General features: G+C 38.1%; 10 protein-coding genes. All 10 read left to right on the forward strand.

Features of this window, described 5'->3' with window-relative positions:
* Positions 1–579: 579 nt before the first annotated feature.
* Entirely contained in the window at positions 580–1,320 is a 741-nt protein-coding gene (locus CLV48_RS12485) for a polysaccharide biosynthesis/export family protein (RefSeq protein WP_106567672.1), read from the forward strand.
* 1 nt (position 1,321) lies between these two features.
* Positions 1,322–3,736, forward strand: a complete 2,415-nt coding sequence (locus CLV48_RS12490; RefSeq protein WP_245889547.1) for a GumC family protein — start codon at positions 1,322–1,324, stop codon at positions 3,734–3,736.
* 763 nt (positions 3,737–4,499) lie between these two features.
* A complete protein-coding gene (locus CLV48_RS12495; RefSeq protein ID WP_106567619.1) occupies positions 4,500–5,501 on the forward strand; it encodes an N-acetylneuraminate synthase family protein in 1,002 nt (333 codons plus the stop codon).
* A 106-nt stretch (positions 5,502–5,607) separates the two neighbouring features.
* The gene (neuC, locus tag CLV48_RS12500) at positions 5,608–6,768 is read left to right on the forward strand and encodes a UDP-N-acetylglucosamine 2-epimerase (protein WP_106567620.1); all 1,161 of its coding nucleotides are present in this window, start codon (positions 5,608–5,610) and stop codon (positions 6,766–6,768) included.
* Between the two features lie 2 nt (positions 6,769–6,770).
* On the forward strand, positions 6,771–7,388 hold the full coding sequence (locus tag CLV48_RS12505) for a hypothetical protein (RefSeq protein WP_106567621.1): 618 nt from the start codon (positions 6,771–6,773) through the stop codon (positions 7,386–7,388).
* Positions 7,385–8,092, forward strand: coding sequence for an acylneuraminate cytidylyltransferase family protein (locus tag CLV48_RS12510; protein ID WP_106567622.1), 708 nt, complete (start codon positions 7,385–7,387; stop codon positions 8,090–8,092). Before CLV48_RS12505 ends, CLV48_RS12510 begins: the two co-directional genes overlap by 4 nt.
* The gene (gene asnB / locus CLV48_RS12515; protein ID WP_106567623.1) at positions 8,080–9,777 is read left to right on the forward strand and encodes an asparagine synthase (glutamine-hydrolyzing); all 1,698 of its coding nucleotides are present in this window, start codon (positions 8,080–8,082) and stop codon (positions 9,775–9,777) included. Before CLV48_RS12510 ends, asnB begins: the two co-directional genes overlap by 13 nt.
* Before the next feature lie 3 nt (positions 9,778–9,780).
* The gene (locus CLV48_RS12520) at positions 9,781–11,223 is read left to right on the forward strand and encodes an oligosaccharide flippase family protein (RefSeq protein ID WP_106567624.1); all 1,443 of its coding nucleotides are present in this window, start codon (positions 9,781–9,783) and stop codon (positions 11,221–11,223) included.
* A gap of 157 nt (positions 11,224–11,380) precedes the next feature.
* Positions 11,381–12,784, forward strand: coding sequence for a glycosyltransferase family 28 protein (locus CLV48_RS12525; RefSeq protein ID WP_106567625.1), 1,404 nt, complete (start codon positions 11,381–11,383; stop codon positions 12,782–12,784).
* Positions 12,785–13,933: a glycosyltransferase family 4 protein gene (locus tag CLV48_RS12530; RefSeq protein ID WP_106567626.1), complete on the forward strand. Its 1,149-nt coding sequence runs from the start codon at positions 12,785–12,787 to the stop codon at positions 13,931–13,933.
* Positions 13,934–13,966 lie beyond the last annotated feature (33 nt).

Genomic DNA, 13,966 nt, shown 5'->3' on the forward strand with positions numbered 1-13,966 from the left:
TAGAATTAGGAATGAGTGGTAGTCTTGAAGGGTTGAGGATGTCGTTTCTGAATTGGAAAAGAATTTTCTAACCACGCCTGCCTGCTGCAGGAAGGAGTTTAATTAATTAACTATTTTTGATGTTTTCTGGCACCTTGAAGGTTAGGATGAATTCCAAATCCATTGTATAGTGGATCGGGATTGCAAATCCCGATCAGCACTGTTGCAAATCCCGATCAGCACTGATCAGCACCGTAATAAATTTACCATCAGGCTCTCAAATGCCGCAATTAGGGTTAAATTTATAATTATTTTCCTAGCTATAAATTGAGTGTTTTCATAAAGACAAATTCATAAATTTACTATGAATCAAGTCTTGTTTATTATATCTTGGCTACTTAAATAGGACTGCTAATTACATGAATTTCACTATTAAATTTTAATCGAAAAAAAGCAACATATTACACTTATTAGCTTCATTTTGAACTCAACACTTATAAACTTTCAATGCCTATCAAATTCTCTAGACTTTTAATTTCCTCCATTGTTTTATTGCTCTTGTATACCACAGGCTGTGTACCCAATAAGCGCATTATTTATTTGCAGGAAAAGAATACTTCAGAGGGTCCGGTTAAATATGCATCAGAATTGATGCCTTACGGCCATGAAGATTACAGACTGCAATACAATGATATAGTGGACATCAGTATCCGTACTTCCAGTAAGGAACTCAATGAACTTTTTGCCCAATTCAATATGGGAGCCATACAAGGCAACATGATGATGCAGGGAGCCATGGCCGGCGGGGATGCTTTCTTTATGACAGGATTTACACTGGATGAGAGAGGTATAGTAGAGATTCCTTTGCTTGGAGAACTCACTTTAGCTGGTCTTAGTACCCAAGAAGCCAAAAAAATGATCGAAGAACGCATGACGGATTTTGTGAACAAGGAAGATCTTTATGTCCGGGTCAGGCTGGGAGGTATCAGATACTCTGCACTTGGTGAATTCAGAAGACCGGGTAAGCACAATATCCTTCAGAACAGGGTCACCATCCTTGAGGCAATTGCCAATGCAGGGGACCTCACTGAAGTAGCCAAAAGAGATGATCTGGTATTGGTCCGCCAATACCCCGAAGGAACTCGCATGTTCAGGATTGACCTCAATAATAAAAACCTATTGACTTCAGAATATTTCTTTATCCAACCCAATGACATGCTTTATGCAGAACCGATGAAAATTAGAGAGCTGGGAACAGGAGTCACTTTTGTACAGACTTTTACCCTTGGGGTTACTACGCTCTCTGCGGTACTTTTGGTTTTAAATGCCATCAACAGATAATATGAATCCACAACAGATTTATCCACAAAATCAATTAGAGGAAGAGGAGGACGGACTATATCAGCTCAAAAGTATCCTCCGAAGGCTTTGGAGAATTTGGTACTGGGTTTTATTTTCATTAATGGTATTTGTTTTTGGAGCCTTTTTTCTCAACAGGTACTCTCCAAGGGTTTACAGATCGAGCGCCCAGTTTTTTGTCAAACAGGAAGGATCTGGATTCAACCTTTTTGATGTCAGGTCTTTTGGCAATAATTCCGAACTGGATATTACCAATCAAATGATTATCATGCGGTCCAGGCCAGTAGCAGCCCTTGCATTGGAAAAACTCCATTTTGAGGTAGAATATCATGTAGAGGGAATTTTCAGAAAAACAGAGCTTTACCCCAATGCTCCCATTACCGCCGAGGTAGATTGGAAGCATCCCCAATTGGTCGGCGGTGATATACTGATCCAATGGAGCGATAAAAAATATTATTCAATCTCTTTCCCTGAGGAAAATTACGGCTTGACCCATGCAAATAACGTAGCTGCCCAAGCCATTAAAAAGCCAGTTCTTGAAGCTAATAACTTTGCTTTTGGGGAATGGGTGCAGACTCCTTTTATACGCATAAAAGTTTCCCTCACATCAGGTGAAAACCAAGGGAGAATCCTTCTCAAATTGAGGAACAGGGAAAGTCTAATCGACCAATATGCTAGTTCTTTGGAACTGAAACCTGTAGAGCGCTCATCTTCTATTCTTGAACTTTCTATCAACTCTAACCTGACCCAAAAGGGAATCGACTACCTCAATGCACTCATGGAAGCCTATTTGGAAAATGAACTCAACCAAAAGAACAGAACGGCTTCCAATACGGTCAATTTTATAGACAAGCAATTGAGTGGCCTGGCCGATACCTTAAATTTTATAGAGAACAGATTGGAAGCTTTCCGTTCAGCTAACCGTATATATAATATCAGCTCAGAAGGAAGTACTGTTTTTGACAGGTTGGCAGAATTGGATAGAGAGCTAGCGCAGGAAAAATTGAAACGGGAATATTACCGCAACCTGCAGAATTACCTGGTCAAAGAACATTACAGTGAAATCATCGTTCCTTCCGGTCTAGGGATAGAAGATCCTATTCTAAACAACCTGATCGCTAACCTTTTGGAGCTACAAAACCAAAAGGCTTCCCTTATGACCACTCAGAAGGAAGCTTCCCCGGCTGTGAGAGAAGTAAACCGCAAACTGGAAGATCTGAACAATTCCATCCGTGAACTCCTGGTCAACGTAGATGAAAATTCAGCCTTCCTGATCCGTGATCTGGAAAACAGGATTGGACAGATTGACCTGGAATTCAGCAAGCTTCCATCAAAAGAACAAAACCTGTTGAGAATACAAAGGGAATTCAGTTTTTCTGAAAACATTTACAGTTTTCTGGCACAAAAAAGAGCAGAGGCCGCCATCACCAAAGCTTCCAATACGCCTTCCAATAAAATTATTGAATATGCGAGGGGTACAGGCATGATATCTCCTCAGGTCAAAAAAAATTATGTGATTGCGTTGGTATTGGGATTGGGAATTCCATTACTTATTGTTCTGGCCAATCTTTACCTGAGTGACAAAGTCAAAGATGTCAAGGAACTTGAAAGGAAATTGAAAATACCCATTTTGGCTTCAATCGCTTTCAAAAAACTTTACTCTGACCTGATAGTGTTTAATGAAAAGAACTCTGGAATTACTGAGTCCTTCCGTTCAATGCGTGCCAATCTGAATTTTGTCCTTCCCAAGGACAAATCGGCAGTGATATTGATCACTTCCAATGCCTCTGGGGAAGGAAAAACATTTTGTTCAATCAATCTGGCCTCTGTTTATTCTCTATCCGGGAAAAAGACCATATTGATAGGTTCTGATCTAAGGATACCTAAAATCGCCAAAGATTTTAAACTGAAAAATGAGAAGGGGCTTTCCAATTATCTTAGTGGACAGGAAACAAATGTAGAAGCCTTGATTCAGGCCACAGGTTTTGATAATCTGGATATCCTTCTTTCAGGTCCTATTCCACCAAATCCTTCTGAATTGATCGGTAATGGAATGATGGAATCCTTGATTCACGGACTCAAGCAACAATACGATGTTATCATCCTGGATACCCCACCCATCGGCATGGTGTCCGAGACCTTGGAAATGTTTCCTTTGGCCGATGCGATTTTCTTTGTGGTGCGGTATGATTATACCCTAAAGGCAGGTATAGAACACATCAACCAACTCAAAACCTCCCAAAAACTCCAAAATGCATACATTATTTTCAATGCCGTGGATGAGAAGGAAATGTATTACAATTATGGCTATGGATACGGTTATGGGAATGGTGGCTATTATGGGGAAGGCGAGAAGGCTGGGATGCTGAGAAAATTAAGGAAGTTTTTCAAAGCCTGATGTCGAAGGTAGGAGAAGGTCGGCCCTGGCTTTAGATCCTTCATCCTTCACCTCCGCTGGCAAGGCCTTTCAAAGGCAGTTTACAGGAAGCGTCATCCTGAGCAAAGCGAAGGTTCTCCTAAAGCATAGGAAATCAATTTCTGCCTGTGGCAGATCAGGATGATGAATAAAACCTTGAGTACAAAATGATTTTATTAATGCCGAAATTTTTCTTTTAGTATTTCATTAAGCACATTTAATTATCAAAAAAGTGCTGTTGTGTTTGTGATAGTATTTAATTTTCAGGCAATTAAATATTAATGTGATAAAAGTCACAAACAATCTATCTGCCTTTTATCCTTCTGAATCATTAAAATCGCGGTTGAATTCTGTTAAGTCATTAAAAAATAATGTGACTGAAAGGGCGAAGCTTTGGGTGTGGAAGAGGCGAGAGGTTTGGTAAGAACCAAGTTAAGGTCTTTAAGGATTTCACTAAGCAAAAGCCCTAGAAAAGTTCAAGAGGCTAAATTTAAAAATCGCTTTAATGTAACTGAAAAACTGCGGTCTTTTGGTGGGAATAAAAAAAGTCTTTTGCAAAGAACTTAAAAAGCACTTTGAACTTAAAATCCCAATCTCAGATTATTTTATATCCTCAAAGTTTTTGAAGAATAATTTATAGAACCTAGATAAACACATCATCAGCAGATTCACTTTGGTTTGGTCTGGACCAAATCCGTGACCATTCCGAGGCACTGGACAAAATCAAAATGCTATCTTATCCTTTATGAAAACCCTTATCATCGCAGAAATCGCTCAAGCCCATGAAGGTTCTCTAGGAATCGCATACTCATACATCGATGCTTTAGCAGCATGTGGGGTAGATGCGGTGAAGTTTCAAACGCATGTCGCAGAAGCGGAAAGCAGTCTTGCTGAACCTTTCCGGGTAAAATTCAGCTATGTGGACCAAACACGTATGGATTACTGGAAGCGGATGGAGTTTACCTTGGAGCAGTGGAAAGGGCTGAAATCACATTGCGATGAAGTAGGAGTGGAGTTTATGTCTTCGCCTTTTTCCTGTGCAGCGGTGGATATACTGGAAGAAGTAGGAGTAAAGCGATATAAAATCGGTTCGGGAGAAGTCAGTAATTTTCTGTTGCTGGAAAAAATAGCCCGAACAGGGAAACCCATCATCCTTTCCTCCGGTATGAGTGATTACAGGGAACTGGTGGAAACGATAGATTTTTTGAGACCCTTTGGGAATGAACTTTCCATCTTGCAATGTACTACGGCTTATCCTACTGCTCCCGAACAATGGGGCTTGCAAGAATTAGCAGTACTGAAAGAAAAGTTTGGGTTACCGGTAGGTTACTCAGACCATTCAGCGGATATAACAGCTTGCATTGCTGCTTCTGCTCTTGGCGCGGAGATTCTGGAATTTCATGCAGTATTTGATAGGCGAATGTTTGGGCCGGATGCCAAGGCTTCCTTGGAAATCAATGAAATCAAGCAATTGGTGGCTTCGGTAAGGAGGCTCGAACAATCCTTTGCTGCTGATGCTTCAAAATTGGATGTTTCAAAATACAGTGAGTTGAAAACCATGTTTGGGAAGTCCTTGGCTGTCAATAAAGCTTTGAAAGCTGGTCATGTCCTTCGCCGAGAAGATCTTGAAAGCAAAAAACCAAGCGATCAAGGGATTCCCGCGAAGTTTTTTCAACAAGTAATTGGTAAAGTTTTGAATAAAAATTTAAATCAATGGGATTTTTTAAGAGAAGAGGATTTAAAATAAAATGCTAACCACTAAGGTCACAAAGAACACCAAGAATCTTAATGATTTGTTTTAGATTTTTCTTAAAAATTGTCTTTGTGAACTTCGTGTGCTTTGTGGTAAAATCATGAATAAGAAAAGAAAAATAGCCGTCGTCATCACCGCCCGTCCAAGCTATAGTAGGGTCAAGACCGCTTTGCAGGCCATTCAGGAACATCCTGACTTGGAACTGCAACTTGTCGTAGCTTCTTCTGCTCTCTTAGAAAGGTATGGCTCGGCTGTCAACTACATTGAAAAAGACGGCTTTCAGATAGCAGCCAAGGTCTTTAACGTCCTTGAGGGAGAAAACCTTGCCGCAGCTGCCAAGACAACAGGGATCGGTATCTTAGAACTGTCAACGGTCTTTGATAACCTCAAACCCGATATGGTTGTCACCATCGCCGACCGCTTTGAGACTATGGCCACAGCGATTTCCGCTACTTACATGAATATCCCCTTGGTCCATATCCAAGGTGGAGAAATCACAGGCAATATTGATGAAAAAGTCAGACACAGCATCACCAAGCTCGCAGACTATCACTTTGTGGCTTCCCAAGATGCCTATGAGCGCGTCATTAAATTAGGAGAAGATCCAGTCACTGTTTTCAATACGGGATGTCCTTCCATAGACCTCGCGGATAAAGTAAAACAAAACCCAGTCTTAGATTTCGACCCTTATAAAAAGTACGGAGGCGTTGGCGCCTGCCCAGACCTTTCCAAGGGTTATGTAGTAGTGATGCAACACCCGGTTACCAACGAATACCAAGATTCCCGTAAGCATATCAACGAAACGTTATACGCCATCAAAGATATTGGTTTCCCCGTTCTATGGTTTTGGCCCAATGTGGATGCAGGTGCAGATGGAACTTCTGCCGGAATTCGTGCTTTTCGTGAGAAGTATCAAACTTCGCATATACACTTTTTCAAAAATATGGAAGGGGAAGATTTCTTAAAACTCCTTTATAACAGCAAATGCCTCGTTGGAAATTCAAGTGTGGGGATTAGGGAATGTGCATATTTGGGAGTTCCGGTAGTGAATATTGGCAGCCGTCAAAATAAGCGGGCAAGAGGAGAGAATGTTATGGATGTAGGCTATGAAGGAGAAGCCATTGCCGCAGCGGTACAGCATTTTTTCCATAAAGGAAGGCCTGAACCTTCCCATGTATATGGTGGAGGAGATGCGGGGATTCAAATCGCTAGATTATTGGCTCAACTGCCATTGAGGTTCCATAAGACATTAAATTACTAATTATGGTTTATAATAAAATTTTTAAAAAATTTTCTTTTCTGGAAGGTTCGCAACACATCGCCTCAGAAAATGCTTTAAAAGGAATAGAAAAATTAATTAAGAAAAATAAAATCAAGTCGGTTTTTGAGTTTGGAATTGGCATAGGAACTATTCCTTATTTGGTCAAAACTATTGATAGGAATATATCCTATGTAGGTACCGAGGATAATGATTTTTGTATAAAAGCTTTTAATGAAAATCTTGGTTTACTTAAAGATGAAAATTTTCATCATCTTCTAAATTTTAAAGACATTGGACAAAAGTTTGATTTGGTTATTGTGGATGGAACATTTAAAGACGAAAGATTTTTAAAATCTATAGTTCATTCAAATTCAATAATATTCATAGAAGGTGATAGGAAAGATCAGCGAACCTTACTAAATAAGATTTTTCCAGAGGCTTTGGTGAGTCATGTAATTTCATTAAAAAGGAATTATACATGGTCTCCATTTAAAGAAGGTTACCAAGGTGGGTACACCATTTACAGGTTAAATAACAAGAAATCATCGAATATTATTTATTATTTTCGAGAAAAGGTATCAACTTCTCTAAAATATAGGTTAAGAAGATTAATTAATTGAAAATCCTAGGCTTAATCACTGCCCGCGGGGGCTCTAAAGGTATTCCCGGCAAGAATATCAAGGTATTAGGCAATCAGCCCTTGATTGCTTATGTAATTCAAGATGGGCTTCAAGCTAAATTGGTTGATAAAGTAATCGTCAGTGCCGATGCTGAAGAAATTGCGGAAGTGGCAAAGCAGTATGGAGCAGAAATTCCATTTATCCGACCTGCTGAATTGGCACTCGATACAACTCCTACCATAGATGTAGTGATTCACGCTATTCAATTTTTAGAAGAAAAAGGAGAGTTTTTTGACGCGGTTTGTTTGCTGCAACCAACGAGTCCATTTAAACCCAAAGGCTTTATAGATGCCTGCATTCAAAAATTTATAGAGACCCATGCGGATTCTTTGGTATCCGTCTTAGAGGTTCCTCACGAATACAATCCCCATTGGACTTTTGAAATGGATACTACCGGGCATCTTTCCATCGCTACAGGTGAAGCTACCTTAATACCCCGAAGGCAGGAATTACCAAAGGCTTACCATCGGGATGGATCGGTGTATATTTCGAAAGTATCTCTCATCAAAGAAAGAAATGTATTGGTAGGAGGTAATACGGTGGGAATGATTTCTGATTCTAGATACTATGCCAATCTCGATACCTTGGAGGATTGGGCTGAGGCAGAACAAACCTATAAACAACTCTATCCATGTGCGGAATAGCCGGTATCGTAGGGAAGCATCTGGACAATAAGATGCTTGTCCAACGCATGTTGGATAAGCAAACGCACAGAGGTCCTGATGCACAAGGAATTTGGTCAGAGGAAGGGATTTGTTTGGGGCACAACCGCTTATCTATTTTGGACCTTTCGGAGGCTGCTAATCAGCCCATGATCAGCACCTGCGGTCGGTATGTGTTGGTATTTAACGGAGAGATTTACAATTACCTCGAAATCAAGCGAGGACTGGATTATAAGTTCCGGACCAATTCCGATTCCGAAGTAATACTTGCCATGTATATTCAGTATGGCACGAAGATGCTGGATTACCTGAATGGGATGTTTGCCTTTGCGATTTGGGATAGGGAGGAACAGCTACTGTTTACAGCTAGGGATAGATTCGGTGTCAAGCCATTCTTTTATGCCCTTCATCAAGGCCAATTCCTGTTTGGCAGTGAAATCAAAAGCCTTTTGGCAGCAGGTGTAGATCCATCTGCCAATGAAGTGGTATGGGCGGATTACTTGGTGCACGGTTCGTATGGATATCCTAACGAAACATTTTACAAACATGTACAGCAAGTCCCCGCTGGGCATCATTTGCAAATAAATTCTGGAAATCTACAACCACGTATCTCAGTCTATCATGACTTTGTATCGCATGTTAAGCAGCAAAAGGTTTATGAAGAAGCGAAAAAGCTCCAAACAGATTATTTGGAGCTGCTTTTAGATTCCATAGCGCTACGCTTCCGCTCGGATGTACCGGTAGGCTTTAATGTAAGCGGGGGCTTGGATTCTTCTACTTTATTATCCCTGATTTCTCAGGTCAAAAAAGGACAGACAGAAAATATTGAAGCCTTTACCTTCTATACGGGTGATGAGCGCTACGATGAACTTCCCTGGGTTCAGGATTTGATTGCTAAAACAAAAAGCCCCTTGAATCCTGTTCTTTTAGAGGTAGAAGAAATTCCTGACTTGATTGAAAAAGTCTCTTATTATCAGGATGAACCCTATGGTGGTTTTCCTACCTTGGCCTATTCCAAAATTTTTAAGGCGGCAAGAGCCAAGGGAATTCTAGTCCTACTCGATGGACAAGGGATGGACGAGGCCTGGGCAGGGTATGATTATTACCAAACAAATTCTCAAGCGGTAGTGCAAGGGATAAATACTTCTCCTACACGGGCGGAAGTGTTGAATCCCGATTTTGCTGCTTTGGCTAGGCAAATAGAATATCCACAACCTTTCGACAATGCTCTTCAAAACAAACAGTATCGTGATATTTTTTACACCAAAATCCCAAGGGCCTTGCGCTTCAATGACCGCATCAGTATGATGCACAGTACGGAGCTTCGGGAGCCATTTCTGGATTATCGCTTGGTGGAAATGGGCTTTGCCCAAAAGCCCGAGATGAAAATCAAAGGGGAGCAAGGAAAATGGGTGCTTCGTCAACTGGTGCAACAAAGTCTGGGAGATATTGCTTTAGCGCCTAAGCGACCCCTTCAAACCCCACAGCGGGAGTGGATAGGTGGTCCACTTGCAGATTTTGTGGAGGATCGCATACAAGCCCTTCAATCGAATCCTAGGTTTGATAAAAATAGGCTCGACCAAGGATGGAATAGTTATAAGAAAGGACAAAGCGATAATAGTTTTTTTGTTTGGCAGTGGGTGAATTTGAATTTAATCCTTAAATAAGTTTTGTCAAAAGTCATATCTGCAGGAAAAGCCGTAATGATCGGCAGTTTTGTTTCCAAAGGGATTTCCATTGTTAGTTCTGTTATTTTGGCACGACTTCTTTTTGAGGAAGATTATGGTGCTTTAGTTCTATCTGCAATCTTTGCTGGCCTGATCACACAAATAGGAGGAATGGGCTATGAGCTTTTTTATTTACAGCATAAAGGAAATGAAGAAGAAAGACGAAAAGTTTTAGAACAGGTATTTAATCTCCGATTGCTGACAAATTTTTTGATGTTTGTAGTTCAGACAGTAATTGGGTTTTATTTTTTCATTTTCACCGAAAATAGAACCACTGGTGGAATCCTGATGATGATGGCAGTTTCCTTAATGCTGGAGGGCTTTAATGCTCCTCAAGAAACGCTCTTGAAGGATAATATGGAATTCAAAAAAATCACTATTGGAAATATTTTTAAAGAATTGTTTGCAACCATTGGAAAGGTGGTTTCTGCCTTTTTGGGTTTTGGAGGATATTCTTTTGGTGTGGGGCCAGTATTAGGCAGTTTGGTGAGGATGTTCTATTTAAGATCTGTTCAGCCTTATAGACATGCCTATTTTTTATGGGATAAAGGCAAAATCAAAGAAATTTTCAATTTTGGCAAACATGTTCTCTTTGGATCTGTAGGCATATATCTTGTACAACAAGTCGATAGGATTTTTTTAACACTTTTTTTCCCACAAAATATTGTGGGAAGGTATGGATTTGCTTGGGGAAATGCTGCAATGCCTTTTAATTATTTTGTTATGCCCCAACAACAATTAATCATGACTTATGTAACTAGATACAATGCAGGCCAAATTGAACTTTTTTATAATTTAAAAATTTTGAAAAGATTGATAAGTTTTTTGAATTTTCCCATTTTAACTATTGCGATTTTATTTACTGAAGAAATTGTAATTTTTTTATTCACTGATAAATGGTTAAATACTGTTGATTTAATAAGAGTTATATTACTGTATTACTCAATTTTATCTTTAATTTTTCCATTTACATCAATTTTAACAGGGCTTGGACGTCCAGATATAGTATCTAAATTAACCTTGATGAAAGGTTTGACGCTAATTATATCCTTATTATTTATTGGAATTTACTTTCCAGATCAAATTTTAATTTACATCTTAACTTATAGTACAATTTCAATTTTGTTTGACCTAATTAAAATCTTTGTAGGTATTTCTTTAACAGGAATAAAATTTAATGAAACATTAAAATCCTTTAAAATTGATTTTATCTTAATAGCAATATTAATTATTTCTTGTATCCTAAGAATTGAATACACTGATGTTGGCACGGGATTCTCTTTTTTAATCTTAATATTATCATTCTATATTTTTTTGTTTTTGAAAGTAAACAAAAAAGAAACAATAGAAGCGGTACTAGTACTAAAAAATAAGTTCTTTGGATAAAAACTTGGATTCTTAATCCTTTAAATGGATTTAATTATTGTTGCATAACTTTGTATAGTTGCCTTTTTAATTTAACCCTTACCGAAAAATTGACAAAAATCCTTTTTTTAGTTCCTGAATCAAAACTTATAAACATTTATAATATAATTTCTAAAAAGTGAAAAAGCTTTTGATACTTCTTCCAGATGGAGTGGGACTTAGAAATTTTGCTTATACAAATTTTGTGGATGAAGCAAAAAAATCAGGTTTGGAAGTTGTTTTTTGGAACAATACCAAGTTTGATTTAAATAGTCTCGGGTTACGAAGTATTCCTGTTCCAAGAAATAAATTCCATATTTTGAGTGACTTGGTGAAGCGTGCTAAAATTGATTTATTTTTAGAACATTTTGCAGAAATAAAAAAAGATGAGGTTTATTTGAGCTATAAGTTTAAAAACAAGAATAAACCTTTGAAGTCCTTGATTAAGAATTATTCATCCTTTCTTTTTAAATTTATATTCAGAATTATTGGTCCATTAAGTGCTCAAAAATTTTTGAATTTTTTAGAATCAAATACCGATTTTTATAAAGCTTGCAAAAATCAGTTGATTAAAGAAAAACCAGATTTTATCTTTTCAACTAATCAAAGGGCACTATCATCCTTAGCTCCTATTTTAGCAGCAAAATCTCTGGGAATTCCTACAAGTGCATTTATTTTTTCATGGGATAATTTGCCAAAAGCTACAATGGTCGTCGACACTGATTATTATTTTGTTTGGAGTGAATACATGGAGAATGAACTGATTGATTATTATTCAATAGGTGAAGAAAAAATTAAAGTTACTGGTACCACACAATTTGAACCTTATTATGATTCGAAGAATATTATCCCTAAAGATGAATTTTATAGTCAATTTGGGTTAAATAGTGATACTAAATATATATGTTTCTCTGGCGATGATATTACTACAAGTCCCTTTGATCCAAATTATTTAAGAGATTTAGCTGAATTAATACAAGATTATAATCAATCAAAAGGAAGCAATGAAAAAGTTGGGATCCTTTTTCGCAGGTGCCCCGTAGATAAATCCAATCGATACGATTTGGTTTTAGAACAGTTCAAAGAAATAATCAAACCCATAGACCCAGAATGGAGAGTAGTTGGCGAAGCGTGGAATGAGGTGATGGCAATGCCTAATGATATCAAGTTACTCGTTAGCTCAGTATATTATTCAGAATGTGTGGTTAATGTCGGTTCTTCAATGGTATTTGATTTTGCGAATTTCGATAAACCATGCTTTTACATTAATTACGAAGTTGATGAGAATAAAGACTTGAATTGGTCAATAAATCAAATTTATAATTATATCCATTTCAGAAGTATGCCAGATAAGCAAGCTGTAGGTTGGATTAATTCTAAGGCCGATTTCTTTAAAGCCATCCATGAAACACGCAATTCTCAAAAGTCTATGAATGTCAGTATAACAAAAAAATGGTTTGAAATAATAGTGCAACATCCTGTGGAAAGTTCTTCTAAAAGAATAGCAAAGGCGATTAAATCAATTCTTGAAGAGCAAAATTGAATGCACATATCCTTCTTAACTCCAGAATATCCAAGTCCCAAAACCGGAAGCTCCGGAGGATTAGGCACCAGTATTTTTAACTTGGCCCAATCTTTAACTGCAAAGGGAGTAAACGTGACGATTTTTGTTTATGGGCAAGATAATGATGAGTATTATCATGATTCAGGTATTCATTTTTACAGGATAAAGAATGTAAGGTTTAAAGGTTTAAGCTGGTGGTTGACTAGAAAGAAAATCGAAAAGCTAATCAACCAAGCTATACAAGACCACAAGATTGATATTCTCGAGGTGGCGGATTGGACGGGTATCAGTGCTTGGATGAAAATCAATTGTCCTGTTGTCATGAGGTTACATGGAAGCGATACTTATTTTTGTCATTTGGATAAAAGACCAGTCAAATGGTGGAATAATATCCAGGAAAGAACAGCATTCAAGCAAGCTCGTGCAATTATTGCAGTGAGTGATTTTGTTGGTTCTTTAACCAATCAATTGTTTCATTCCAATCGAAAGTATGAGGTTATTCCTAACAGTGTAGATACCGAGAAATTTATTTCTAAAACTACGCAAGAGGATCCTAATATGATCTTGTATTTTGGTACACTGATCAGGAAAAAAGGTGTATTGGATATCCCTCATTATTTTAATAAAGTACTTGAAAAACATCCAGAAGCTAAATTATTGTTGGTAGGTGGTGATTCTGCAGATATTCAAACAGGTGGGTTTTCTACTTGGGAACTGATGCTGCCTCAATTTTCAGCGCAAGCAAAGCAGCGTGTGGAATATCTTGGTAAGAAACCTTACTCGGAAATTCAGGGATATATTGAAAAAGCAGCTGTTTGTATTTTTCCAAGTTATGCTGAGGCGCTGCCTGTTTCTTGGTTAGAGGCTATGGCAATGGGCAAAGCAATTGTTGCATCAAATATTGGTTGGGCTACCGAAATGCTTACGCATGAGCAGGATGCGTTATTATGCCATCCTTCGCAGCATCAAACATTCGCAACAAATATTGTTCTGCTATTACAAAATGTTGAACTCATGAAAATACTGGGATCAAATGCAAGTAAACGAGTGGAGAACGCTTTTGATAATCGATTAATAGCTAAACAAAATATTAAGTACTATAGAAGTGTTATGAATGAATATACATAAATAAAATCGTTTTTATAGATTGTATTTATGTTA

Origin of the sequence: Cecembia rubra (assembly GCF_003014575.1) — a bacterium.
In the GTDB taxonomy this organism is placed as follows: domain Bacteria; phylum Bacteroidota; class Bacteroidia; order Cytophagales; family Cyclobacteriaceae; genus Cecembia_A; species Cecembia_A rubra.